Source organism: Actinomadura pelletieri DSM 43383, assembly GCF_003634705.1.
Taxonomy (GTDB): domain Bacteria; phylum Actinomycetota; class Actinomycetes; order Streptosporangiales; family Streptosporangiaceae; genus Spirillospora; species Spirillospora pelletieri.
In genome coordinates, this window is record NZ_RBWU01000003.1 from 198,137 (window position 1) to 222,466 (window position 24,330).

The 24,330-nt window shown below is 71.4% G+C and carries 23 protein-coding genes; 3 read left to right on the forward strand and 20 right to left on the reverse strand.

The annotated features are described in order from the left end of the window. Window positions 1-106: 106 nt before the first annotated feature. The gene (gene gndA, locus BZB76_RS14105; RefSeq protein ID WP_121434835.1) at window positions 107-1,528 is read right to left on the reverse strand and encodes an NADP-dependent phosphogluconate dehydrogenase; all 1,422 of its coding nucleotides are present in this window, start codon (window positions 1,526-1,528) and stop codon (window positions 107-109) included. A gap of 141 nt (window positions 1,529-1,669) precedes the next feature. On the opposite strand from gndA, the gene BZB76_RS14110 reads away from it, so the two are divergent. Next, window positions 1,670-2,416 carry an HAD family hydrolase gene (locus tag BZB76_RS14110; protein WP_121435469.1) on the forward strand — a complete coding sequence of 249 codons (747 nt, stop codon included), beginning with the start codon at window positions 1,670-1,672 and terminating at the stop codon, window positions 2,414-2,416. After that, a complete protein-coding gene (locus BZB76_RS14115) occupies window positions 2,413-4,812 on the forward strand; it encodes a glycoside hydrolase family 65 protein (protein ID WP_246006942.1) in 2,400 nt (799 codons plus the stop codon). The genes BZB76_RS14110 and BZB76_RS14115 overlap by 4 nt, the downstream gene beginning before the upstream one ends. 109 nt (window positions 4,813-4,921) lie before the next feature. Here the strand turns inward: BZB76_RS14115 and soxR are convergent, their stop codons facing one another. The 7 genes from soxR to BZB76_RS14150 form a co-directional block, all read right to left on the reverse strand. After that, the gene (gene soxR, locus BZB76_RS14120) at window positions 4,922-5,461 is read right to left on the reverse strand and encodes a redox-sensitive transcriptional activator SoxR (RefSeq protein WP_121434836.1); all 540 of its coding nucleotides are present in this window, start codon (window positions 5,459-5,461) and stop codon (window positions 4,922-4,924) included. A 133-nt stretch (window positions 5,462-5,594) separates the two neighbouring features. Next, window positions 5,595-7,412, reverse strand: a complete 1,818-nt coding sequence (locus tag BZB76_RS14125) for a phosphoenolpyruvate carboxykinase (GTP) (RefSeq protein ID WP_246006943.1) — start codon at window positions 7,410-7,412, stop codon at window positions 5,595-5,597. 176 nt (window positions 7,413-7,588) lie between these two features. Beyond that, window positions 7,589-8,668 (reverse strand): ABC transporter ATP-binding protein, encoded by a 1,080-nt coding sequence (locus tag BZB76_RS14130; protein ID WP_121434837.1) that lies wholly within the window; start codon window positions 8,666-8,668, stop codon window positions 7,589-7,591. Then, window positions 8,665-9,465: an ABC transporter permease gene (locus BZB76_RS14135; RefSeq protein ID WP_121434838.1), complete on the reverse strand. Its 801-nt coding sequence runs from the start codon at window positions 9,463-9,465 to the stop codon at window positions 8,665-8,667. Before BZB76_RS14135 ends, BZB76_RS14130 begins: the two co-directional genes overlap by 4 nt. Window positions 9,466-9,580: 115 nt before the next feature. Next, window positions 9,581-10,360, reverse strand: a complete 780-nt coding sequence (modA, locus tag BZB76_RS14140) for a molybdate ABC transporter substrate-binding protein (protein WP_121434839.1) — start codon at window positions 10,358-10,360, stop codon at window positions 9,581-9,583. 14 nt (window positions 10,361-10,374) lie between these two features. Continuing rightward, window positions 10,375-10,779, reverse strand: coding sequence for a TOBE domain-containing protein (locus BZB76_RS14145; RefSeq protein WP_121434840.1), 405 nt, complete (start codon window positions 10,777-10,779; stop codon window positions 10,375-10,377). A 94-nt stretch (window positions 10,780-10,873) separates the two neighbouring features. Then, window positions 10,874-12,022, reverse strand: a complete 1,149-nt coding sequence (locus tag BZB76_RS14150) for a nucleoside 2-deoxyribosyltransferase domain-containing protein (protein WP_121434841.1) — start codon at window positions 12,020-12,022, stop codon at window positions 10,874-10,876. Between the two features lie 107 nt (window positions 12,023-12,129). Here BZB76_RS14150 and BZB76_RS14155 point away from each other — a divergent pair, with 107 nt between their 5' ends. Then, window positions 12,130-12,735, forward strand: coding sequence for a hypothetical protein (locus BZB76_RS14155; RefSeq protein ID WP_147449434.1), 606 nt, complete (start codon window positions 12,130-12,132; stop codon window positions 12,733-12,735). Between the two features lie 11 nt (window positions 12,736-12,746). Here the strand turns inward: BZB76_RS14155 and der are convergent, their stop codons facing one another. The 12 genes from der to BZB76_RS14215 all read right to left on the reverse strand — a co-directional run bounded on the left by der (window position 12,747) and on the right by BZB76_RS14215 (window position 23,928). Continuing rightward, window positions 12,747-14,135 carry a ribosome biogenesis GTPase Der gene (der, locus tag BZB76_RS14160; protein WP_121434843.1) on the reverse strand — a complete coding sequence of 463 codons (1,389 nt, stop codon included), beginning with the start codon at window positions 14,133-14,135 and terminating at the stop codon, window positions 12,747-12,749. A gap of 37 nt (window positions 14,136-14,172) precedes the next feature. Next, window positions 14,173-14,835, reverse strand: a complete 663-nt coding sequence (cmk, locus tag BZB76_RS14165; RefSeq protein ID WP_246006944.1) for a (d)CMP kinase — start codon at window positions 14,833-14,835, stop codon at window positions 14,173-14,175. Between the two features lie 52 nt (window positions 14,836-14,887). Further along, window positions 14,888-16,006 (reverse strand): prephenate dehydrogenase, encoded by a 1,119-nt coding sequence (locus BZB76_RS14170; protein WP_420534778.1) that lies wholly within the window; start codon window positions 16,004-16,006, stop codon window positions 14,888-14,890. Between the two features lie 116 nt (window positions 16,007-16,122). After that, window positions 16,123-16,485, reverse strand: a complete 363-nt coding sequence (gene aroH, locus BZB76_RS14175) for a chorismate mutase (RefSeq protein ID WP_121434844.1) — start codon at window positions 16,483-16,485, stop codon at window positions 16,123-16,125. A 41-nt stretch (window positions 16,486-16,526) separates the two neighbouring features. Beyond that, window positions 16,527-17,258, reverse strand: a complete 732-nt coding sequence (locus BZB76_RS14180; protein ID WP_121434845.1) for a pseudouridine synthase — start codon at window positions 17,256-17,258, stop codon at window positions 16,527-16,529. Then, a complete protein-coding gene (gene scpB, locus BZB76_RS14185; protein WP_121434846.1) occupies window positions 17,255-17,830 on the reverse strand; it encodes an SMC-Scp complex subunit ScpB in 576 nt (191 codons plus the stop codon). Before scpB ends, BZB76_RS14180 begins: the two co-directional genes overlap by 4 nt. Next, window positions 17,823-18,707, reverse strand: coding sequence for a segregation and condensation protein A (locus tag BZB76_RS14190; protein ID WP_246007018.1), 885 nt, complete (start codon window positions 18,705-18,707; stop codon window positions 17,823-17,825). Before BZB76_RS14190 ends, scpB begins: the two co-directional genes overlap by 8 nt. Window positions 18,708-18,843: 136 nt before the next feature. After that, complete coding sequence (locus BZB76_RS14195; RefSeq protein WP_121434848.1) at window positions 18,844-19,374, reverse strand: SecDF P1 head subdomain-containing protein; 531 nt, start codon at window positions 19,372-19,374, stop codon at window positions 18,844-18,846. Window positions 19,375-19,522: 148 nt separating this feature from the next. Continuing rightward, entirely contained in the window at window positions 19,523-20,389 is an 867-nt protein-coding gene (locus BZB76_RS14200; protein ID WP_121435474.1) for a ParA family protein, read from the reverse strand. A 145-nt stretch (window positions 20,390-20,534) separates the two neighbouring features. Further along, the gene (locus tag BZB76_RS14205; protein ID WP_121434849.1) at window positions 20,535-21,602 is read right to left on the reverse strand and encodes a site-specific tyrosine recombinase XerD; all 1,068 of its coding nucleotides are present in this window, start codon (window positions 21,600-21,602) and stop codon (window positions 20,535-20,537) included. A 5-nt stretch (window positions 21,603-21,607) separates the two neighbouring features. Next, entirely contained in the window at window positions 21,608-22,237 is a 630-nt protein-coding gene (locus tag BZB76_RS14210) for an NUDIX domain-containing protein (protein ID WP_121434850.1), read from the reverse strand. After that, window positions 22,234-23,928, reverse strand: coding sequence for a CTP synthase (locus tag BZB76_RS14215; RefSeq protein WP_121434851.1), 1,695 nt, complete (start codon window positions 23,926-23,928; stop codon window positions 22,234-22,236). The genes BZB76_RS14210 and BZB76_RS14215 overlap by 4 nt, the downstream gene beginning before the upstream one ends. Window positions 23,929-24,330: the final 402 nt, after the last annotated feature.

Consider the following 24,330-nt stretch of genomic DNA (forward strand, 5'->3'; position numbering starts at 1 on the left):
TGTCAGGCCGAACATGGCAATGGATTCTTTCGAACACTGGACAAATGGTGTTAATGGGCCGAATGCCCTCGCGTCTGTGGGGACGCGAGGGCGGGGCGCCTACGGGTCAGGACGTGACTTCGGTACGGTCGGCGCCCCAGAGGGTGTGGTACGTGCCTTCGCGGTCCACGCGGCGGTAGGTATGGGCGCCGAAGTAGTCGCGTTGGCCCTGGGTGAGGGCGGCGGGGAGGCGCTTCGCGCGGAGCGAGTCGTAGTAGGCGAGGGCCGTGGAGAAGCCGGGGGCCGGGATGCCCAGTTTCGCGGCCGTGGCGACCACCTCGCGCCAGGCGTCCTGGGCGTCGCCGACCGCTTCGGTGAAGTGGGGGTCGGTGAGGAGGGTGGGGGTCTGCGGGTCGGCCTCGTAGGCGGCGCGGATGCGGTCGAGGAAGCGGGCGCGGATGATGCAGCCGCCGCGCCAGATGGTGGCCATCGCGCCGAGGTCGATGTTCCAGTTGTACTCGGCGCTGCCCGCCTGGATCTCGTGGAAGCCCTGCGCGTAGGCGACGATCTTGGAGGCGTACAGGGCCTTCTCGACGGCGTCGGGGAGGGTGGACGCGGCGGCGCCGCGGGACGGGCCCGGGAGGTTCTGGGCGGCCTCGCGGAGGGCGGCGTGGCCGGAGACGGAGCGGGCGAAGACGGCCTCGGCGATGCCGCCCACGGGGACGCCGAGGTCGAGGGCGGTCTGAACGGTCCAACGGCCGGTGCCCTTCTGCTCGGCCTGGTCGAGGACGACGTCCACGAACGGGCGGCCGGTCGCGGCGTCGGTGTGCGCGAGGACCTCGGCGGTGATCTCGATGAGGTAGGACTCCAGGCGGCCGGTGTTCCAGGTGCGGAAGACCTCGGCGATCTCGGCGGGCTCCAGCCCCGCGCCATGACGGAGCAAATCGTAAGATTCGGCAATCAACTGCATGTCAGCGTATTCAATGCCGTTATGCACCATTTTTACGAAATGTCCAGCGCCATCAGGGCCGACATGGGCGCAGCATGGGGTTCCGTCGACCTTGGCGGAAATGTCTTCCAGCAGGGGGCCGAGGGCGGCATAGGATTCGGCGGAGCCGCCCGGCATGATGCTCGGGCCGTGCAGCGCGCCCTCCTCGCCGCCGGAGATGCCGGTGCCGACGAAGTGGACGCCGCGTTCGCGCAGGGCTGACTCGCGGCGTCGGGTGTCGACGAAGTTGGCGTTGCCGCCGTCGACGATCATGTCGCCGGGCTCCAGGAGCGGCGCGAACTCGTCGATCACCGCGTCGGTCGGGTCGCCCGCCTTCACCATGATGACCAGGCGGCGGGGACGTTCCAGGGAGGCCACGAACCGCTCGGCGGTCTCGGCGGGAAGGAAGGTACCCTCGTGGCCGAACTCGTCCACGAGGGACTTGGTGCGGGCGGGGCTACGGTTGTGCACGGCGACGGAATGTCCGTGCCGGGCGAGGTTTCGGGCCAGGTTGCGACCCATGACCGCGAGTCCGGTGACGCCGATACGTGCCGTTTCCATTGGCTCGCTCCTTCTCATATGCCACCCTGATCAAGGGGTTGTACGCGGAATCCCGATCCCTCGTTCGAGCGTCGGCTTTCGCCTGCCCGCGCGTGGGCGTTGGGAATCTCTTCAATGGTGACATTCTTTCAGGGGGTGCGGATGCTGGGACTGCCGGACGAGGCGGCAGCGTGTCTCTTCGATCTCGACGGGGTGCTGACCAGGACGGCGGCGGTGCACGCCGCGGCCTGGAAGGAGATGTTCGACGGCTACCTCCGCGAGCGCGCGGAACGGTCCGGCGAGCCCTTCACCGAGTTCGACGTGGTGAAGGACTACGGCCGGTACGTCGACGGGAAGAAGCGCGAGGACGGGACGCGTTCCTTCCTTGAGTCCCGCGGCGTCGAGCTGCCGGAGGGCGCGCCGGACGATCCGCCGGAGCGCGAGACGATCCGCGGCCTCGGCAACCGAAAGAACGCGCTGGTCCTCAAGTTCATCGAGGAGAAGGGCGTCGAGACGTTCGACGGCTCGATCGACTACGTGCGCGCCGCGCGGGAAGCAGGGTTGAAAACAGCGGTCGTGTCGTCGAGCGCCAACACCGTCCAGGTGCTTCGGACGGTCGGCATCACCGACCTGTTCGACGCGCGCATCGACGGTGTGATCGCGGCCGAGCGGCGGCTGCCGGGCAAGCCCGCGCCCGACATGTTCCTCGAAGGCGCGCGGGAGTTGGGCGTCCCGGCGGAGCGCGCGGTGGTGTTCGAGGACGCCATCGCGGGCGTCCAGGCCGGGCGGGCCGGTGGGTTCGCCTACGTGGTCGGCGTCAACCGGGTCGACGGCGCCCATGCCCATGCCCTCGCCGAGCACGCCGACATCGTGGTCTCCGACCTGTCCGAACTCCTGGAGGTGAAGTGACCGAGCATGAAGGGCTGAGCGGGGCCGACCGGCCTGTGTTCACGGTGGAGCCCTGGTGCGTGCGCGAGCCGGAACTACGGCTCGACCGGCTGGCGCAGACCGAGTCGGTGTTCGCGCTGTCCAACGGCCATGTGGGGATGCGCGGCAACCTCGACGAGGGAGAACCTCACGGGCTGCCGGGCACCTACCTGAACTCCTTCTACGAGCAGCGTCCGCTGCCGCACGCCGAGACCGCCTACGGGTACCCGGAGTCGGGCCAGACGGTGATCAATGTCACCAACGGCAAGGTGATCCGGCTGCTGGTCGACGACGAGCCGCTCGACGTGCGGTACGGCCGCGTCCTGCACCATGAGCGGGTCCTGGACATGCGGGCGGGGACGCTCACCCGGCAGGTGGAGTGGACGTCCCCGGCCGACAAGACGATCAAGGTGACGTCGGTCCGGATGGTGTCGCTGACCCAGCGGGCCGTGGCGGCGATCTGCTACGAGGTCGAACCGGTGGACGGCGCGGTCCGGGTGGTCGCGCAGTCGGAGCTGGTGGCCAACGAGGCGTTGCCGGGCGGCGGGAAGGACCCGCGGGCGTCGGCGATCCTGGAGAGCCCCCTCGTCAGCGAGGAGCACGTCGCCAACGGCACGAAGGTCCTGCTGCTGCACCGGACGCGGCGCAGCGGGCTGCGGATGGCGGCGGGCATGTCCCACGACATCGAGGGCCCGAAGTCGATGGCGATCGACACCGAGAGCTCCGCCGACGTGGGCCGGTTGACGGTCGCGACCCGCCTGGAGCCGGGGCAGAAGCTGCGCATCGTCAAGTACATCGCGTACGGGTGGTCGAGCCGGCGGTCGCGTCCGGCGCTGCACGACCAGGTGGTCGGGGCGCTGGCCGGCGCGCGGCAGACCGGCTGGGACGGGCTGCTCGACGAGCAGCGCGCGTACCTGGACGAGTTCTGGGAGGGCGCGGACGTCGAGGTCGAGGGCGACGCGGAGATCCAGCAGGCCGTCCGGTTCGGGCTGTTCCACGTCATGCAGGCGGGGGCGCGCGCCGAACGCCGCATGATCCCGGCGAAGGGGCTGACGGGCCCCGGCTACGACGGCCACACGTTCTGGGACACCGAGACGTTCGTCATGCCGGTCCTGACCTACACCTCGCCGGGCGCGGCGGCGGACGCGCTGGCGTGGCGGCACATGACGCTGCCGCTGGCGATCGAGCGCGCCACACAGCTCGGCCTGGAGGGCGCCGCGTTCCCGTGGCGGACGATCCGCGGCCACGAGTGCTCCGGATACTGGCCGGCAGGGACCGCCGCGTTCCACATCAACGCCGACATCGCCGACGCCGTCGTCCGGTACGTCGACGCGACGCGGGACGAACAGTTCGAGCGGGAGATCGGCCTGGACCTGGTGGTGCAGACCGCCCGGCTGTGGCGGAGCCTCGGCCACCACGACGTCGGCGGCGTGTTCCGCATCGACGGCGTCACCGGCCCCGACGAGTACAGCGCGATCGTGGACAACAACGTCTACACCAACCTCATGGCGCGCCGTAATCTCCAGGAGGCCGCGGAGATGGCGATGCGCCATCCGGACGTGGCCGACCGGCTGGGGGTGGACGCCGAGGAGGCCGCGTCGTGGCGGGACGCGGCGGCGGCGATGCTGATCCCCTACGACGACCGGCTCGGGGTCCACCCGCAGAGCGAGGGGTTCACCAACCACGCCCGCTGGGACTTCGCCGCCACCAAACCCGACCACTATCCGCTGCTGCTGAACTTCCCGTACTTCGACCTGTACCGCAAGCAGGTCGTCAAGCAGGCCGACCTGGTGCTGGCGCTGCATCTGTGCGGTGAGGCGTTCACCGAGGAGCAGAAGGCCCGCGACTTCGCGTACTACGAGGGGCTGACCGTCCGGGACTCCTCGCTGTCGGCGCAGACGCAGGCGGTGGTGGCGGCCGAGGTCGGGCAGCTGGAACTGGCGCACGACTATCTCGGCGAGACCGCGCTGATGGACCTGCACGACCTGAACCGCAACACCCGCGACGGGCTGCACATCGCGTCGATGGCGGGGGCGTGGAGCGGGCTCGTCGCCGGGTTCGGCGGGATGCGGGCGGGCGGCGGTGAGCTGCGGTTCGCGCCGCGGCTGCCGGGCGGCATCAGCCGGTTGGCGTTCCGGATGCGGTACCGCGGCACGCTGATCAAGGTGAACGTGACGGCGGAGGCCGCCTCGTACGAGCTGCTGGACGGTCCCGGGATCAAACTGTGGCACCACGGTGAGCCGTTCACGCTCGGGGAGGAGCCGATCGAGCTGCCGATCGAGCCGATCCCGGTGCGTCCGGCGCCCGCGCAGCCGTCCGGGCGGGAGCCGATGCCGCGCCGCATCGACCCCCACGGACGGGCCCCGCGCCGCCACTGACGGGTTCGGTCGGCGGGTCCGGTCAGCGGGGTCGGTCGGCGGGGTCGGTCGGCGGGGTCAGTCGGCGGGGTCAGTCGGCGGGGTCAGTCGGCGGGGTCAGTCGGCGGGGTCAGTCGGCGGTGCAGGCGGCGGCCCGGCAGGGGTTCGGCGCGTTGCGTGCGCCCGGTGTCTCACCGGGCGGGCGGGACGCGCCGCGCCGTGCGAGCAGCCGTCGCGGCCCCGGCCCCTGGTCGCCGAGCTGGTCGTAGGGGTTGGCGAGGGCGCACTTGTGGATGGACAGGCAGCCGCAGCCGATGCATTCGGTGAGGTCGTCGCGGAGCCGTTCGAGCTGCCGGATCCGCTCGTCGAGGCTGCCGCGCCACATCTCCGACAGCCGTGCCCAGTCCTCCACGGTGGGGGTGCGTTCCTCGGGAAGGGTGGCGAGCGCGTCGCGGATCTCGCTGAGCGGGATGCCGACGCGCTGCGAGACCCTGATGAACGACACCCGGCGGAGCGTGTCGCGGGTGAAGCGCCGCTGGTTGCCCGCCGTGCGGCGGCTGCGGATCAGTCCCTTGGACTCGTAGAAGTGCAGCGCCGAGACGGCCACGCCGCTCCGCTCGGCGAGCTGTCCGACGGTCAGTTCGTGCAACCGGTGCTCAAGCCGCGTCATGCACCGCATCCTATGTGACCTCAACCGAGGTCGAGGTTCAGCGGATGGCGCCCGCCCGCCGAGATCGTCGGTGGGCGGGCGCGCGGCGGCGTGCCGGTCTCCGGTGCGGCCCCTGCCTAGGAGAGGTGGAGGGTCAGTGCTCCAGGCGGCGGACGAGGTCGTGGTACTCGTCCCACAGCGCCTTCGGCATGTGGTCGCCGAACTTCTCGAAGTGCTCGGGGACCAGGGCGGCCTCCTGCTTCCACACCTCGGTGTCCACGGACAGCAGCGTGTCGAGGTCGGCGTCGTCGAGGTCGAGGCCGTCGGTGTCGAGCGCCTCCCGGGTCGGCAGGTGCCCGATCGGGGTCTTGACGGCGTCGGCCTGCCCGTTGAGCCGTTCGACGATCCACTTCAGGACGCGGCTGTTCTCACCGAAGCCGGGCCAGATGAACTTGCCGTCGGCGTTCTTGCGGAACCAGTTGACGTAGTAGATCCGCGGCAGCTTCTCGGCGTCGGTGGCCTTGCCGATCTTCAGCCAGTGGCCGAAGTAGTCGCCCATGTTGTAGCCGCAGAACGGCAGCATGGCGAACGGGTCGCGGCGCAGCTCGCCGACCGTGCCCTCGGCGGCGGCGGTCTTCTCGGACGCGACGTTGGCGCCGAGGAACACGCCCTGCTGCCAGTCGAACGACTCGGTGACGAGCGGGACCGCGGACGCGCGCCGCCCGCCGAACAGGATCGCCGAGATCGGGACGCCCTTCGGGTCCTCCCACTCGTCGGCGATGATCGGGCACTGCCCGGCCGGGGTGGTGAAGCGGGCGTTCGGGTGGGCGGCCGGGGTCTCGGAGTCCGGGGTCCAGTCGTTGCCGCGCCAGTCGGTGAGGTGCGCGGGCGGCTCGTCGGTGAGGCCCTCCCACCACACGTCGCCGTCGTCGGTGAGCGCGACGTTGGTGAAGATGCTGTTGCCCCACAGCGTCTTCACGGCGTTGGAGTTGGTGCTCTCGCCGGTGCCGGGCGCGACGCCGAAGAACCCGGCCTCCGGGTTGATGGCGTAGAGGCGGCCGTCGTCGCCGAACCGCATCCAGGCGATGTCGTCGCCGATCGTCTCGACCTTCCAGCCGGGGATGGTCGGCTCCAGCATGGCGAGGTTCGTCTTGCCGCACGCGGAGGGGAACGCGGCGGCGACGTACCGGGTCTCGCCGGTCGGGGGCGTCAGCTTCAGGATGAGCATGTGCTCGGCCATCCAGCCCTCGTCGCGCGCCATCGTGGACGCGATGCGCAGCGCGTAGCACTTCTTGCCGAGCAGCGCGTTGCCGCCGTACCCGGAGCCGTAGGACCAGATCTCACGGGTCTCGGGGAAGTGGGTGATGTACTTGGTGGAGTTGCACGGCCACTTCGCGTCCGCCTGGCCGGGCTCCAGCGGCGCGCCGACGGAGTGGACGGCCTTGACGAAGGTCCCGCGTTCCTCGATGAGTCGCAGCGCGTCCGTGCCCATCCGCGTCATGATCCGCATGGAGACGGCGACATAGGCGGAGTCGGTGATCTCGACGCCGAGCTGGGAGATGTTGCCGCCGAGCGGGCCCATGCAGAACGGCACCACGTACATGGTGCGGCCCTTCATGCAGCCGTCGAACAGGCCGCCGAGGGTCTCGCGCATCTCGGCGGGCGCGATCCAGTTGTTGGTGGGACCGGCGTCCTCCTCCTTCTCGGAGCAGATGAACGTGCGGTCCTCGACGCGGGCCACGTCGGTCGGGTCGGACGCCGCGTAGAAGCTGTTGGGCCGTTTGGCGGGGTCGAGCCGCGTGAGCGTGCCCTGCTCCACGAGGAGACCCGTCAGCCGCTCCCATTCGGCGTCCGAGCCGTCGCACCATTCGACGCGGTCCGGCTTGGTCAGCTCGGCGATCCCGCGTACCCACTCCGTCAGTTCGCTGTGGCCGGTAGGGGGTTCATCTAGGCCGGGGACCTGGTTGGACACGGGCAACTCCTTCAGCTGTTCGCAGGATGTTTGCATGATGAACAAGACGCGCTGTTTTTGCCATTTGGTCTGGACCAATCCCGCCCGTATTTGGTGCTACATGCCCGATTTGTGATTGATCTCACTGGCGGGGGACGGGACTTGCGTCACACCGCGAACTCCGGGCCCGGACGCGCTCAAGCTGGGTAAACGTGGGTCTCGGTGGCCTTCACGGCCGCCCAGACCGCGCGGCCCTCGGACAGTTCGAGTTCCGCGACGGCCGCCGGGGTCACCTCGGCGACGGCGTCGAAAGGCGGCCCGGACAGTCGGACCCGGACCCGGTCGCCGTGCCGCTCGATCGCGCCGACGCGGGCGTGCCACAGATTGCGGGGGCTGCCGTCGGGACGCGTCCGGTACAGCGCCACCGAGGACGGCGCGAAAGCCAGAAAGACCTCACCTTCGAGTGAGTCCACGGTGTCGAGCGTCCAGGTGGGCCCGGTGGCGGCGTCTCCGAGCGTGACCGTGCCCGCCTCCGCGCGTCCCCGATACAGGTTCAGCCCGACCAGGCGCGCGACATAGTCGGTGCGGGGCCTGCGGGCGACCTCGGCGGGCGTCCCGTCCTGGACGAGACGGCCGCCCTCGACGACGACGATGCGGTCGGCCAGCACCATCGCGTCCAGGGGGTCGTGGGTGACCAGCACGGCCGCGCCGGGGAATCCGGCGAGGTGGCGGCGCAGCGCGGCCCTGATCTCCATGCGGGTGTGGACGTCGAGGGCGGCGAGCGGCTCGTCCAGCAGGAGCAGCCCCGGCTCGACGGCGAGCGCGCGGGCGAGGGCGACGCGCTGCGCCTGCCCGCCTGACAGCGCCCCGGGCCGGGCGGAGGCGAACTCCGCCAGCCCGACGCGGTCCAGCCACCCGGCGGCGCGGCGCCGGGCCTCGCGGCGGCCCGCGCCCTGACAGCGCGGCCCGAACGCGACGTTGTCCAGCGCGCTGAGATGCGGGAACAGCAGGTAGTCCTGGAAGACCATGCCGATGGCGCGGCGATCGGGCGGCAGCGGGCGCAGGTCCTCGCCGTCCAGCCGGATGTGGCCGCCGGCCATCGCGACGAGCCCGGCCAGGGCGCGCAGCGCGGTGCTCTTGCCCGCCCCGTTAGGGCCGAGCAGCGCCACGACCTCGCCGGGCGCGGCGGTGAGCGTCAGGTCGAGATCGAACGCGGCACGCCGCACCACCAGCCGCGCGTCCAGGCCTCTCGTCCCGCGGTTCGCCTCGCCGGTCATGTCGGGTTCATCCAGCGATCTCGAAGCGCCGCCAGCACGACCACCGACACCGCCAGCAGGACGAGACTCAGCACGATCGCGGCCTGCGGGTCGGTCTCCAGGGCCAGGTACACGGCCAGCGGCATCGTCTGCGTCCGGCCCGGGAAGTTGCCCGCGAACGTGATCGTCGCGCCGAACTCGCCGAGCGCCCGGGCCCAGCACAGCACGGCCCCGGCGGCGATCCCGGGCGCGACGAGCGGCACCGTCACCCGCCGGAAGACCGTCCAGCGGCCCGCGCCGAGCGTGGCGGCGGCCTCCTCGTAGCGCGGGTCGGCGGCGCGCAACGCGCCCTCGACGCTGATCACCAGGAACGGCATCGCCACGAACGCCTCGGCCAGCACGACCCCGGCGGTCGTGAACGGAAACGTGATCCCGAACGTGCTGTCGAGCCACCCGCCGACCAGACCGCGGCGGCCGAGCACGAGCAGCAGCGCGACGCCGCCGACCACCGGCGGCAGCACCAGCGGCACGGTCACCAGCGCCCGGACGAGCCGGACGCCGGGAAACGGGACCCGCGCCAGCGTCCAGGCCAGCGGGACGCCGAGCAGCAGGCACAGGCAGGTCGCCAGGGTCGCGGTGACCAGCGACAGCCGCAGTGCGTCGAGCACCTGGTCCTGCATGAGCCGGGTGCCGAGCGTCGACCACGGGGCGCGGACGAGAAGCCCGGCGAGCGGCAGGACAAGGAAGACGAGACCGGCCAGCGCGGGCAGCAGCAGGATCCACGGCGGCCGACCGACGGGCCTGTCGACGTCCTTCACGAGCCGCTGTCCTTCACGAGCCGCTGTCCTTCACGAGCCGCTGTCCTTCACGGATCGATGTCCTTCACGGATCGATGTCCTTCACGGATCGATGTCCTTCACGGATCGGTGTCCTTCACGGCGCCTCGAAACCGGCCCGGCTCAGCACCGCCCTGCCCGCCGGGCTCAGCACGAGTCCGATGAACTCCCTGGCGAGGGCGGGGCGCGGCGCGTCGGCGACCTCCACGATCGGGTACTCGCTGACGGCGCGTGCCGCCTCCGGGAACTCGATTCCGGTGACCTTGCCGGACGCCGCCGCGATGTCGGTGCGGTAGACGAGCCCGGCGTCCGCCTCCCCCAGGCCGACCTTGGTGACGACGGCCTTGACGTCCTGCTCCAGCGACACGGGCTCGACGTCGACGCCCGCCACGCCGAGCGCCGTCCGGGCGGCGGCCCCGCACGGCACCGGCGCCGCGCACAGCACGACCTTGCGGCCCGGCCTGGACAGATCCCGCACGGCATGGATCTTGCCGGGGTTGTCCCTGGGAACGGCGATGACCAGGCGGTTCGCGGCGAACATCCGGGGCCGTCCGGTGGCGTCACCGGCGTCCGTCACCGGCTTCATCGTGGCGGGGCTCGCGGACGCGAACACGTCCGCCGGGGCGCCCTCGGTGATCTGCCGCGCCAGTGACGAGCTTCCGCCGAAGTTGAATCTGACCCGGACGCCGGGACGCCCCTTTTCGAAGGTCTCGCCGAGTTCGGTGAACGTCTCGGTCAGCGACGCCGCGGCGAACACCGTCAGCGTCCCACCGGCATCGCCGTCGCCGCCCGTCCCGGATGCCCCGTCGCCCACGTCCCCGCAGGCCGCGAGGGGCAGTGTCAGCAGGAGGAGTGCGGCGACCCGCGCGATCCACATGTGCACGGTTTCCCTCAGTCGGGGAGTTCGACGACGACGTTCGTGGACTTCACCACGGCCTCGGCGACCACGCCCACCTGCAGCCCGAGGTCGTCGGCCGCCTCGCGGCTCATCAGGGACACGACGCGGAACGGCCCCGCCTGGATCTCCACCTGCGCCATCACCCCGTCCCGGACGACGTCGGTCACGATGCCCCGCAGCCGGTTGCGCGCCGAGGAGAACCGCTCGCTCCGCTCGTCCGGGTCGGCGGCGCGGCGCGCCTGCTCGCGCACGAACAACGCCAGCTCGGCCGCCGGGACGAGACGGTGCCCGTGATCGTCGCGGGACGCGGGGAGCCGCCCGCCGTCCACCCATCGCCGGACGGTGTCCGCGCTGACGCCGAGGAGCGCCGCCGCCTCACTGATCCTGAACGTCGTCACGCCGCCCAGGATAACCCGTCGCAAAATCGAGGAGTGGAACGCGTACGAGACAGCTGATGCCCGCCGAGAGACCGGAATGCGGTCGCAGATGCGGTCAGCGCGGCGGATGCAGGGCTTCGGTGATCATGCCGAGGCAGGCCCAGTCCACGAGACGTTCCCGCATGATCCGCCCGAATGTGACCACCTCGACGTAGGTGCGCTCGCTGTCGGCGGCCACGCCGTGCGGCCCGGACGCGCGCAGCCGCGCCACCTCCTCGGCGGTGATCTGTGCGGAGAACAGATGCGCCCGGTGCATGGACATCGTGGGGTTCACCTGCCGTGGCCCGTGCGCGCGCAACCGCGCCGACTCCACCTCGAGCCCGGTCTCCTCCGCGATCTCCGCCAGCGCGACCTCCGCCGGTTCCCCGGTGCCCGAACCGCCCGGAAGTTCGTGGACGAACCCGTTCGGGCACGGGCTCCGGAACTCCCGTACCAGGACGATCTCCGTCTCGTCGAGGGTCTCGGCGGGCCGGTACAGCACGGCGACGGAGATGTCCGGCCGTCCGAACACGATCTCGTTGTCCTTCACCCGGTTCTCGGACGCCACGTGCATCCGGACGTGCAGCCCCCAGTGCGTGCCGAACCGGAACACCACCCGCGCCCCGAGCAGCGTGTTCCCCTCCGCCCGCTGGCCCGCGTACCAGTGCCGCAGCGCCCTGTCGCGCCACAGCAGCAGCGGGATCTCCCGTTCCCCGCCCGCCCGGGACGCGCCCGAACCGATCCGGTCGAGCGCCGCCGCCACCGTCGCCGGGAGGTCGGTCGCCGTCGGCACACCGGACTTGTCGGCGTAGTGCAGCAGATAGCGGTTCTTCGGGGCGTCCGGCGGCGCGCCGAAGACGACCCGGCCGCTGTCGTGCCACATCCCCCACTCCACGTTCGTCGTGAACGCGGGCATCGTCGTCAGGTCACGCGGCACATAGAAGATCACCTCGTCGGCGAGGTTCAGGCAGCGTTCCTCCCACTCGATCTGACCCGTGTAGTCGTCGTGGACGCCGTGCCGGTGCTCCGGGACGAACACGACGAGCAGCCCGTTGGCCGGATCCCAGCGCTCACGCAGGGCGGCGACCGCCGCCGGGCGCCACGACGCGACCTCGGACGACCGGGGCGTCGGCCCGGCGAGGAAGACGGCGGCCTCCCATCGTTCCGGCGGCTTTTCCTGCGTGTGGACGACGTCCACGCCGGTCACCGCGCTGTCGGCTCCCATACGGGTTCGCTCCTCTCACCACCACCGTGTGGAGTGGTCTCGTCCGGGTAGGGGTCGTTGAAACCGAAAACAACCGAAAACCAAACGCCCGGTCAGGAGGAATGATCATGACTGGGACCATGCGCGCACCACGCTCCCGCGGCGGCCTCAGCGGAACGCTTCTGGTGTTGCTCGGTCTCTGGGGCGGCCTGCTGCCCTTCGTCGGCCCCTACTTCGACTTCGGCTTCGCCCCCGACGACCCCTGGGTGTACGACACCGACCGGCTGCAACTCACCATCGCGCCCGCGGTGGCCGTGGTGCTCGGCGGGCTGATCCTGCTCGCCGCCGCCAACCGCGTGTTCGCCGTGTTCGGCGCCTGGCTGGCCGCGCTCGGCGGCGCCTGGTTCGCGGTCGGCTCGTCCATCGCCACACTCTGGGACGTGCCCGGCATCGGCGCCCCGCTCGGATCCGGCGAAACGCAACGCGTCGCCGAACACGTCGCCGGGTTCACCGGCCTCGGTGTCGCCATCGCGTTCCTCGCCGGGCTCGCGCTCGGCCGCTTCGCCGTGATCGGCGCCCGGGAGAAGATGACCATGGACGGGCACGGACCGGCCGAGTCGAACACCACCCGGCCACTCGTCTACGGACGCTACGCGCGGGAGAACGTACCGCCCGCGAAGGAACCCTCGCACGGTGACCGGCGCATCGCCGGAGAGACGCGCTTCGACGGCTGAGGGCCCCGGCACTACTTCTTGGCCTTGAACCGCTTCTCGCGGATCTTCATGGCGATGTCGAGCGGCGTCCCGGGGAAACCGAACTCCTCCCGCAGCCGCCGTTCGATGAACCGGCGGTACCCCTCCTCCAGGAACCCGGAGGTGAACAGCACGAACCGCGGTGGCCGCACCCCCGCCTGCGTCGCGAACAGCACCCGCGGCTGCTTCCCGCCCCGCACCGGGTGGGGGTGCGAGCTGACCAGGTCGGCGAAGAACTGGTTCAGCTTGGACGTCGGGACGCGGGTGTTCCAACCGTCCAGGGCCGTCTCGATCGCGGGGACCAGCCGTTCCATGTGCCGTCCGGTCTTGGCGGAGACGTTCACGCGCGGCGCCCACCGCGCGTGGTGCAACTGCCGGTCGATCTCGCGCTCCAGGTAGAGGCGGCGTTCCTCGTCCAGCAGATCCCACTTGTTGTAGGCGATGACCAGCGCACGGCCCGACTCGATCACCATGGACACGATCCGCAGGTCCTGCTCGGCGAGCTGCTCCGACGCGTCCACCAGCACCACCGCGACCTCGGCGCGCTCCAGCGCCGACCGGGTCCGCAGCGTCGCGTAGAAGTCGGCGCCCTGGTTCTCGCGATGCCGCCGCCTGATCCCGGCCGTGTCGATGAACCGCCACGTCCGGCCGCCGAGATCGATCAGCTCGTCGACCGGGTCACGGGTCGTGCCCGCCACCGAGTCCACGACCGCGCGGGTCTCCCCCGCCACCTTGTTCAGCAGGCTCGACTTGCCGACGTTCGGACGGCCGAGCAGCGCGATCCGGCGCGGCCCACCCGTCTCCACGTCGAACCCCTCCGGCGGCGCCTCCTCGGGCAGCGCGGCGAGGACGGCGTCGAGCAGGTCGCCGCTGCCGCGCCCGTGCAGGGCGCTGACCGGGTGCGGCTCGCCGATGCCGAGCGACCACAGCAGCGCCGCGTCCGACTCGACGGCGACGTTGTCGACCTTGTTGGCGACCAGCACCACCGGCTTCCCGGACCGGCGCAGGATCTCCACCACGGCCTCGTCCACGTCGGTGGCGCCGACGGTGGCGTCCACCACGAACATCACGACGTCGGCCAGGTCGACCGCCAGCCGGGCCTGCTCGGCGATCGCCGCGGCGAGGCCCACCGAGTCCGGCAGCCACCCGCCGGTGTCGACGACGGTGAAGCGGCGGCCGCTCCACGCCGCGTCATAGGCGACCCGGTCGCGGGTCACGCCCGGAACGTCCTCCACGACCGCCTCGCGGCGGCCCAGAATCCGGTTGACCAGGGTGGACTTGCCGACGTTCGGCCGCCCCACCACCGCCACGACCGGCGCCGGGCCCTCGTCGGCGGCGACGTCCTCGACGACGTCGACGGTCTCGATCTCGTATTCGCTCACTGTGACATCCCCGCGGGGGCCGCCCGGGCCGCCCGTTTCACTCATGCTCTTTGGCGAGGCGGACGACCGCCTCGATGACCTCGGCGAGACTCAGGTCCGTCGAGTCGATCTCATGCGCGTCGCCCGCCCTGGTCAACGGCGACGCCGCCCTGGTCGAGTCGAGCCGGTCCCGCCGCGCCTGCTCCGCCCGCGTGACGGTCACCGTCGCGCCCGGATCGGCCGCGAGGTCCTTCGCCCGGCGCAGGGCCCGCGTCTCCTCGCTGGCGGTCAGGTACACCTTGACGGGCGCGTCCGGCGCGACGACCGTGCCGATGTCGCGTCCCTCCACCACGATCCCCCCGGCGCCGATGATCTCGCGCTGGAGTTCGACCATCCGGGCGCGGACCGCCGGGACGGAACTGACCGCGCTGACCGCGTTCGTCACCGGGCGGGTGCGGATCGGGCCGGACACGTCCGCGCCGTCCACCGTGATCGTCGGCGCGTCCGGGTCGGTGCCGGACACGATGACGGGCTCCGCCGCGCGGGCCGCGACGGCGCCCGCGTCGTCCACCGGAACCCCGTGCTCCAGCATCCACCACGTCACGGCGCGGTACATGGCGCCGGTGTCCAGGTAGCGGAGGCCGAGCGCGCGGGCGACCCCCTTGGACGCGCTGGATTTGCCCGACCCGGAGGGTCCGTCCATGGCGATGACGAGCGACACGATCGAATCCCTCTCTAGTTCGTCAGATCAGGCTACCGGCCTCGCGGTACCGTCACGGCCCGGCGCCTCCGGCCGGGGACGGGACGGACCAGCCGCGGCCCCGCAACTCCGCCGCGAGCCGCTCCGCCTCCTCCGGCACCACCGCGATCTCCAGCACACCCACGGGACGGCCCGGCGAGTGCTCGATCGTCACGTCCTCGATGTTGACCCCCGCGACCCCCGCCGCCTGGAAGACCATCGCGAGCTCGCCGGGACGGTCCGGGATCACGACCTGGACGATCGCGTACGCGGACTGGTCACCGCCGTGCTTGCCCGGAATGCGGGACCGGCCCGCGTTCCCGCGCAACAGCAGGTCCGCCACATGCGCGGCGGCCTCGTCGCTGCCGTCGCGCAGCAGCGACGCCGCCACCGCCAGATCGGTCGCGACGGCCTCCAGCACCTCCGCGACGGGCGCGGAGTTCGCCGACAGGATGCCGATCCACAGCCGCGGGTCGCTGGCCGCGATCCGGGTGACGTCCCGGACGCCCTGACCGGACAGACCGAGCGCCACGTCGTCGGCGCCGGTGAGCCGTGCCGCGACCGCGGCCGACACCACGTGCGGGCCGTGCGACACCAGCGCCACCGCCCGGTCGTGCTCGGCGGCCTCGACCTCGACGGGCATCGCGCCGCACGCCTCCGCAAGGGCCCGGACGGCCGCGACCGTCTCCGGCGAAGCCTCTGGAGTCGCGCACAACGCCCACGGGCGCCCGAGGAACAGGTCGGCGCGGGCCGCGCCCGGCCCGGACCGTTCACTGCCCGCCAGCGGATGCCCCGCCACGAACGTCGACAGGTCACACCCCAGCTCCGCCGCCTGCTTGAGCGGCAGCGCCTTCACGCTCGCCACATCGGTGTAGGCCGTGGCCAGGCCGCGTTTCTGCGCGTCCAACAGCGTCACCGCCACCGCCGCGGGCGGCACCGCCAGCACCGCCAGGTCGGCGGGCTCCGCGCGCGCCGCGTCCGGCAGCGGCTCACCGGCGCCGAGCTCGACCGCCAGCCGCAGCGCGGCCGCGTCCCGGTCGGTCAACAGCACATCGGCGCCGCGCTCCCGCATCGCCAGGGCGATCGACGTCCCGATCAGGCCCGTCCCGACCACGACGACACGCCGCACCTCCACGTCCTCAGTCACGGCCAAAACCCTACTGTGCCCCTGTCCATGCCTCGCTACGCTCGGGCGCCATTGCGCCCCACCAACGCCTCGCTACGCTCGGGCGCCATTGCGCCCCACCAACGCCTCGCTACGCTCGGGCGTTACTGCGCGATGTCCAGGCGGAGCGCCGTCGCGCCCCTCAGGTAGACGTGCTGGACGTCCGAGCGGGGACGGTCGGTGTCGATGTGCGCCATCAGCCGGATCACGCGGGGCAGGGAGCCGGGGACGCCGATCTCCGTCGCGCACAGCAGCGGCACCTCGTGGAAGCCGAGCTTGCGGGCGGCGAGCGCCGGGAACTCCGCCGTCAGGTCCGGTGTCACCGTGAAGATGACGCTGATCACGTCGTCGGTGCTCAGCCCGTTGCGGGCCATCACCTCCGCGACGAGCTCCGTCGTCGCCTCCAGGATCTGGTCCCGGTCGTCGGCGTCGATCTGCGTCGCCCCACGGACCGCGCGTACCGCCACAGCCGTCGTCCTCCTCGTCCCTGTTCGCCTCGTGCGCCGCGCTACAGCCCGACGGCCTTGTACAGTTCCCCGATCTCCTGCACGGTCAACGCCCGCATCGTGCCGGGGCGCAGCGAGCCCAGCTTGATCGGCCCGAACTCGGTGCGGGCCAGCTGCTGGACGGGGAACCCCACCTCCTTCAGCAGCCGCCGGACGATGTGCTTGCGTCCCTCGTGCAGCGCGATCTCGACCAGGACGCGCTTGCCCACCTGGTCGAAGACCCGGAAACGGTCGGCCTTGGCGGGCCCGTCGTCCAGGGTCACGCCCGCCCTGAGCCGCTTGCCGAGATCACGCGGGATCGGGCCGTGGATCTCCGCCAGATACGTCTTGGTGACCCCGTAGGACGGATGTGTGAGCCGGTGCGACAGTTCCCCGTCGTTGGTCAGCAGGATCAGGCCCTCGGTGTCGGTGTCGAGCCGCCCGACGTGGAACAGCCGCTCGGGCACCTCCACGTAGTCGGCGAGGGACTTGCGGCCCCGCTCGTCCGACATCGTGGACACCACGCCGCGCGGCTTGTTGATCGCGTAATAGCGCATCTCGGCGCGGGTCTCGACCCGTTTGCCGTCCACATGGATGATGGCGCGCTGCGGGTCGACGCGCTCACCGAACCGGAACACCTTCTTCCCGTTGACGGTGACGCGGCCCTCGCCGATCAGTTCCTCGCAGTGGCGGCGGCTGCCGATCCCGGCCTCGGCCAGAACCTTCTGCAGCCGCACGCCCTCTCTGTCGCTCACGTGTCCTCAACTATGTCTTCTGGCAGGTCGTCGGGCAGGTAGGGGGCCAGCTCGGGCAGCTCGTCCAGGTCACGAAGCCCGAGCCGTTCCAGAAAGTACCCGGTGGTGCGGTAGAGGTGCGCCTGCGATTCGGGGTCCTGACCGACGTCCTCGATCAGGCCGCGCAGCATCAGCGTGCGCATGACCCCGTCGCTGTTGACGCCGCGGATCGCCGACACCCGGGCCCGGCTCACCGGCTGCCGGTAGGCGACGACGGCGAGCGTCTCCAACGCGGCCTGGGTGAGCCGCGCCTGCTGCCCGTCGGTGACGAACCGCTCCACGACCGGGGCGCACACGTCCCTGGTGTAGAACCGCCAGCCTCCGGCGACCTCCCTGAGATCGAACCCGCGGCCCTGGGCGGTGTATTCCGCGGCCAACTCGCGCAGAATCTCCGCGATCTCGCCGCGGGGGCGTTCCAGCAGCTGCGCGAGGGTCATCTCGGTGACGGGCTCGTCCACCACCAGCAGGATCGCCTCGATCGACGCGCGCAGCCCCGGAAGCTCCGGCGCGTCCACGCCGGGTCCGTCAGTCATCGCTTTCCTCGTTCTTCTCGTCCTTCTCGTCCTTCTCGCCGCCCGGGCCCTTGGTGGGGGCGCCCTCGTAGTCGTCGCCGACCTCCACGTCGCCCTCGTCGGCGCCGGTCCATGTGATGTGCAGCTCGCCGAGCGGCTCGTCCTGCTCGAACGTGACGTTCCGGTCGCGGTACAGCTCCAGCACCGCCAGGAACCGCGCGACGACCTCGTAGAGGCCGTCGGCGTCGGACGCGATGACGCGGAACGTCGTCCGGCGGAGCCGACGGAGCTTCTCCACGACGATCGCGGCCTGTTCCTTGACGCTGGCCTTCGGCTGGTAGATGTGCTCGACCGACACCGAGGGCGGCTCTTTGGGGGTGAGCGCCTTCGCGGCGAGCCGGGCGAACTCGTCCGGGCCGAGGCCGAGCAGCACCTCCGGGAGCACGTTGGCGAACCGCGGCTCCATCGGCACCAGGCGCGGGAACCGGCGGTTCGCGTCGGCGATCCGCGCGGCCATCATCCGCGCGACCTCCTTGTAGGCGCGGTACTGCAGCAGTCGCGCGAACAGCAGGTCGCGGGCCTCCAGCAGCGCCAGATCCTCCTCGTCGTCGACCTCGCCGGACGGCAGCAGCCGGGCGGCCTTCAGGTCCAGGAGGGTCGCGGCGACGAGGAGGAAGTGGCTGGCCTGGTCGAGGTCCCAGTCCTTGCCGTGGGCGTGGATGTGCGCGATGAAGTCGTCGGTGACCTTGTGCAGGGACACCTCGGTGATGTCGAGCTTGTGCTTGGAGATCAGCCCGAGGAGCAGGTCGAACGGGCCCTCGAAGTTGTCCAGGTGGACGTGGAAGCCCTGCTGCTCCTCCTCGGCTCCCTGACCCGGCTCGGGCGGCGTCTCGTCCACGTCGCTCACGGTAGCGGAGGGCGTCTCCCGCACTGTGCTCACCGGCCCCATCGTCCCATGCGTGGCGCGTGCTCGGGCCATGCATGGGGCCGCCGGGGGCCGGGCGTGAACATGGCGGTACGGGTGGTCCGCGCGGTCAGGGATTTCCCGTCATGCGCTTGACGAACGTCTCCGCCTTCGCCCGGTCGAACCCTCCGGAGATCATCACGGTGCCGCCGGGGATGGGCGCCTCGACGGACGGCGCGGAGATGACCCTGCCGCCGACGACGATGGCGATCTGCCGACCGGGTGAGCCCTCGGGCTGCGCGGCGGCCTCCCCGGTGAGCCGTCCGAACGCGGTCGCGTCGGCCTTGGTGAGCGTGAGTTCGACGGACCAGTCGGTCTGCCCGCTCGCCCCGTTGTAGGTGGCGCGGATGGACTGGACCCGGCCGATGGTCATGCGCCTGTCGCCGAGGCGGTAGCAGGTGGGCCCGTCGACCTCGGGCACGGTCCCGGCCGCGCACGGCGCGGTGGCGACCTCCGCGACCTGGTAGAACGTCAACGGTTCCCGCAGCACCGCCGGGCCGCCGTCCGAGTCGTCGCCGCGGGAGGCGTTGACCACCAGGATGATGGCGAGGCCCACCAGGACGAGGACGAGCGGCGCGACGACGGCGACGACGACGACCACGCGCCCGCCTCCGGTCCCCGGTGGCGGTGGCGGTGGCGGAAACGCGCCCTTGGCCACGCCATGGTGCGGTCCGGGCGGAGGACCCTGCGGGGGTCCCGGGGGTTGGGTCATGGGGGTGTCCGGTTCGTCCGGGAGGGTGGTGCGACGGCTATCCGGCCTCGGCCCATCTGACGAGCACCTCGCGGGCGAGGGAGCGGTAGGCGTTCGCGCCCATCGAGTTCGGGTCGAAGAACGTGATCGGCTCCCCGGCGACGGTCGCGTCCGGGAACCGCACGGTGCGGTTGATGACGGTGTGGAAGACCTTGTCGCCGAACGCCTCGACGATGCGTCCGAGGACCTCGCGGGTGTGCAGGGTCCGCGAGTCGTACATGGTGCCGAGGACGCCGTCGATCGCCAGGCCCGGGTTGATGCGGCCCTGCACCTTCTCGATCGTCTCCATCAGCAGCGCGACACCGCGCATCGCGAAGTACTCGCACTCCAGCGGGATCAGCACGCCCTCGCTGGCGGCCAGTGCGTTGACGGTGAGCAGGCCGAGGGACGGCTGGCAGTCGATGAGGATGTAGTCGTAGTGCGCGACGGCCGACTTCAGGGCCCCCTGAAGGATGTACTCGCGGCCGACCTCGTGGACGAGCTGCACCTCGGCGCCCGACAGGTCGATGTTGCTCGGCAGCAGGTCCATCCCGTCGACACCGGACTCGATGACGACGTCCTCCCACTCGGTGTCGCGCTCGAGCAGCAGGTTGTGGATCGTGACGTCGAGCTGACGCGGATCCCCCTTGCCGAGGCCGACCGACAGGGCGCCCTGCGGGTCGAAGTCGACGAGCAGGACGCGGCGGCCGTACTCGGCGAGCGCGGCGCCCAGGTTGATCGTCGTGGTGGTCTTGCCGACGCCGCCCTTCTGGTTGCAGACGGCCACGATGCGCGCGGGTCCGTGCTCGTCCAGCGGCTCCGGCTCCGGAAAGACCGGGACGGGTCGCTGGGTGGGGCCGAGGGCGCGGCTCGGATCGGTCTCGATGGTGGCGGAGGACAGGACTCCGTCCGCACCGTCAGTGCTGGTCACCAGATCCCTCCCGGGTGGCGCGGAAATGCCGTCCAGAACGGGGACTCTAGGGCCGTCCCTGCCGAGGCTCAAGCCGACGCGCGCCGATCGTATGGATTCGTCAAGTCCGGGCACGAGGGTGCGAGGTGGCATAAACCTCCCGCAACATCTGCACGGTCACCAGCGTGTAGACCTGCGTGGTGGTCACGGAGGCGTGCCCGAGCAACTCCTGGACGACGCGGACGTCGGCGCCCCCGTCCAGCAGGTGCGTGGCGAACGAGTGCCGCAGCGTGTGCGGCGACACCTCCGACAGCTGCGCCCGGTCGGCGGCGGCGCGCAGCACCATCCACGCGCCCTGACGCGACAGCCGACCACCGCGGGCGTTCAGGAACAGCGCCGGGCCGCCCCGCCCCGCCGCGGCGAGTTCGGGACGGGCGCGCACCAGGTAGGCGTCCACGGCCTCGCGGGCGTAGTCGCCGATCGGCACGACCCGGCCCTTGCCGCCCTTGCCCGCCACCCGGACGAACCCCTCCCGCGGGTCGAGGTCGTCGACGTCCAGACCGACGGCCTCGGAGATTCGCGCGCCCGACCCGTACAGCAGTTCCAGCAGCGCCCGGTCGCGCAGGCCCCGGGCGCTGCCCGGGTCGCCGGGCGGCCCGGCCGCCGCGGCCAGGAGGCGTTCGACGGCGTCCAGCGAAATGGCCTTGGGCAGCCGCCGCGGCGGCGTCGGCGGCTTCACCTCGTACGCCGGGTCACGGGACGCGAGCCCCTCCCGGAACGCGAAGCGGTGCAGCCCCCGGACGGCGACGAGCGCGCGCGCCGCCGACCCCGCCGACAGCGGAGGATGCTCGTCGTCGCCCTCCCGCAGCCGGACCAGGAACGCGCGGACGTCGTCCTCGGTGATGTCGCCGATGGCGGCGCGGCCCCACCCGTCCTGAACCTGGACGTAACGGCGCAGATCACGGCGGTAGGAGCTGAGCGTGTTGGCGGCCAGTCCCCGTTCGACGGCCAGATGCCCCAGGTAGGTGCGCACGGCCGAGCCGAGCGCGGAACCGGTGTCGGCGTCGTGCGCGGGGGGCCGCGTGGTGCTCCGGGGGGTCGGCGTCGGGGACAGCGGGGCACCTCTTCCGGCCGTGGCTCCGGGGACGTGCCCATCATGCCCCCTCCGGCGGCCGGAGGGGGCGCTCATCGGGTTCAGCCCTCCGGCGCGTCGACCGGGCGCAGGTCCGCGAATCCGGAGGCGCGGGCGGCGTTCGCCGCGAGGATCCCGATGCAGGCGATCGCGTTGTGCACCTCGCCGGCCAGCACCTTGCGGACCGCCTCGTCCAGCGGCACCCACACGACCGGCATGTCGGCCTCCTCGTGGACGCGCTCGAAGTCGATCTGGTCGGCGGGCACCTCGGTGAGATCGCGGGCCAGGAAGATCCGGACGCGTTCGTCGGACATGCCGGACGAGGTGAACACGTCGACGAGGGTGTCCCAGCGGTCGGCCCGGTATCCGGCCTCCTCCAGCAGTTCCCGCTCGGCGAGCTTGTGCAGCGGCTCGCCCGCCACGTCCCGCAGCCCGGCGGGCGACTCCCACAGCAGCCGCCCCACCGGATGCCGGTACTGCCGCAGCAGCAGCACCCGTTCACGGCCGTCGAGGGCGAGGACGCCGACGGACCCGGGATGCTCGATCACGTCCCGGTCGACGACCTCCGTGCCGTCGCCGCGCGGCATCTCGACCGCGTCGCGGCGGACGCCGAACACCCGGCCCTGGAACACCGAGGACTGCTCCACGACCGTCCACCGCTCGGGCCGGTCGCGCACGTCGTCCGGGGTCATGGCGCGGTCACGTTCCCCGTGGCGCCGTCGCCCGCGCGGGCAGCGGCGTAGTCGAGGGCCGCCGAGACGAGGCCCGTGAACAACGGGTGGGGACGGGTCGGACGGGACCGGAACTCCGGGTGCGCCTGCGTCCCGACGAAGAAGGGATGCTGCTCGCGCGGCAACTCCACGTACTCGACGAGACGCCCGTCCGGGGACAGACCGGAGAACCGCAACCCGGCCTTCTCCAGCCGGTCGCGGTAGGCGTTGTTGACCTCGTACCGGTGCCGGTGCCGCTCGGACACCTTCGCCTCCCCGTACAGGGCCCGGACGACCGACCCCTCCGCGAGGTCGGCCGGGTACAGGCCGAGCCGCATCGTCCCGCCCATGTCCCGTTCACCGGCGACGACGTCGACCTGTTCGGCCATCGTCGCGACCACCGGGTCGGCGGCGGTCGGATCGAACTCGGCGCTGTCGGCCCCGGCGAGCCCACCGAGCGTCCGCGCCGCCTCGATCACCATGCACTGCAGCCCCAGACAGATCCCGAGCAGCGGCAGTCGGCTCTCCCGGGCGTACCGCACCGCGCCGATCTTCCCCTCGATCCCGCGGACCCCGAACCCGCCCGGGATGAGTACGCCGTCGACACCGTCCAGCTCCCGCCTGGCGCCCTCGGGGGTCTCGCAGTCGTCGCTCTTCACCCAGCGGATGTGGACCCTGGCGTCGTTGCCGAACCCGCCGTGCCGCAGCGCCTCGGTGACCGACAGGTACGCGTCGGGCAGGTCGATGTACTTGCCGACCAGCGCGATCGTCACCTCGCGGGCCGGCTTGTGGACGCGGCGCAGCAGCTCGTTCCACGCCCCCCAGTCCACGTCGCGGAACGGCAGACCGAGCCGCTGCACGACGTAGGCGTCCAAGCCCTCCGCGTGCAGCACCTTCGGAATGTCGTAGATGCTCGCGGCGTCGACCGCGGACACCACGGCCTCCCGGTCCACGTCGCACATCAGGCTGATCTTGTGTTTGAGCCCGTCGGTGATCGGCCGGTCGGACCGGCACACGATCGCGTCGGGCTGGATGCCGATGGAACGCAGCGCCGCGACCGAGTGCTGCGTCGGCTTCGTCTTCAACTCCCCGGACGGCCCGATGTACGGCAGCAGCGACACGTGCAGGAAGAAGCAGTTGTCGCGCCCGATCTCGTGCCGGATCTGCCGCACCGACTCCAGGAACGGCAGCGACTCGATGTCGCCGACCGTCCCGCCGACCTCGGTGATGACGACGTCCACCTCGGTGTCGGCGGCCATCCCCCGGATGCGGTCCTTGATCTCATTGGTGATGTGCGGGATCACCTGGACGGTGTCGCCGAGGTACTCGCCGCGCCGCTCCTTGGCGATCACGTTCGAGTACACCTGTCCGGTCGTGACGTTCGCGGACCCGTGCAGCTCGGTGTCGAGGAACCGCTCGTAGTGCCCGACGTCCAGGTCGGTCTCGGCGCCGTCGTCGGTGACGAACACCTCCCCGTGCTGGAACGGGTTCATCGTCCCCGGATCGACGTTCAGATACGGGTCGAGCTTCTGCATGGTGACCCGGAGGCCACGGAGAGTGAGGAGCCGTCCCAGGCTGGAAGCCGTCAACCCCTTGCCGAGGCTGGAGGCGACACCGCCGGTGACGAACAGGTGTTTGGTGGGACGTGATCTACCAGTGTCTGCCGAAGGCAAAGAGGGCGCTCCCGTGGTCGTTGCGAGGCGGACAAAGCTGCCTGTCCACGGGCCACCAGAATAACAGCCACGAACGACGAAACCACATTTGCCCAGGCTGTGCTTATTGCAGTGCACTCCTCCTTCGGCCCTGGCGGGCCTCCATCGTCGTGAACTGCGGGCGATCGCTGGCATCGACTCCGACTCGCCTAACGGCTCGCTACGCGATCAGGTTCTCGCAAGCTCGAACCTGCCTTCGGACGCGATCGCAGTGGCCGAGGTCGCTGCAGGGTTGCGGAGGCGGGCTGGGGGCGGTGAGCAAGGCGGGTTTCAAGCTCGCCTGGCGGCTCGCTGGTTCTTGCTTCGTTCGCGCCTCAACCCCCCGGCCGGGTTTTCTCTAGACCAGGGGGTTCTCGCGTGGTT

What these genes read in the sequence shown, in the direction of transcription:
- scpB (WP_121434846.1), bottom strand. Translation starts at nt 17,830, where the DNA reads ATGACTGACGGACCCGGCGTGGACGCGCCGGAGCTTCCGGGGCTGCGC.
- BZB76_RS14150 (WP_121434841.1), bottom strand. Translation starts at nt 12,022, where the DNA reads ATGGGAGCCGACAGCGCGGTGACCGGCGTGGACGTCGTCCACACGCAG.
- BZB76_RS14130 (WP_121434837.1), bottom strand. Translation starts at nt 8,668, where the DNA reads ATGACCGGCGAGGCGAACCGCGGGACGAGAGGCCTGGACGCGCGGCTG.
- BZB76_RS14155 (WP_147449434.1), top strand. Translation starts at nt 12,130, where the DNA reads ATGACTGGGACCATGCGCGCACCACGCTCCCGCGGCGGCCTCAGCGGA.
- BZB76_RS14110 (WP_121435469.1), top strand. Translation starts at nt 1,670, where the DNA reads ATGCTGGGACTGCCGGACGAGGCGGCAGCGTGTCTCTTCGATCTCGAC.
- gndA (WP_121434835.1), bottom strand. Translation starts at nt 1,528, where the DNA reads ATGGAAACGGCACGTATCGGCGTCACCGGACTCGCGGTCATGGGTCGC.
- soxR (WP_121434836.1), bottom strand. Translation starts at nt 5,461, where the DNA reads ATGACGCGGCTTGAGCACCGGTTGCACGAACTGACCGTCGGACAGCTC.
- BZB76_RS14205 (WP_121434849.1), bottom strand. Translation starts at nt 21,602, where the DNA reads ATGAGCGCCCCCTCCGGCCGCCGGAGGGGGCATGATGGGCACGTCCCC.
- modA (WP_121434839.1), bottom strand. Translation starts at nt 10,360, where the DNA reads ATGTGGATCGCGCGGGTCGCCGCACTCCTCCTGCTGACACTGCCCCTC.
- BZB76_RS14210 (WP_121434850.1), bottom strand. Translation starts at nt 22,237, where the DNA reads ATGACCCCGGACGACGTGCGCGACCGGCCCGAGCGGTGGACGGTCGTG.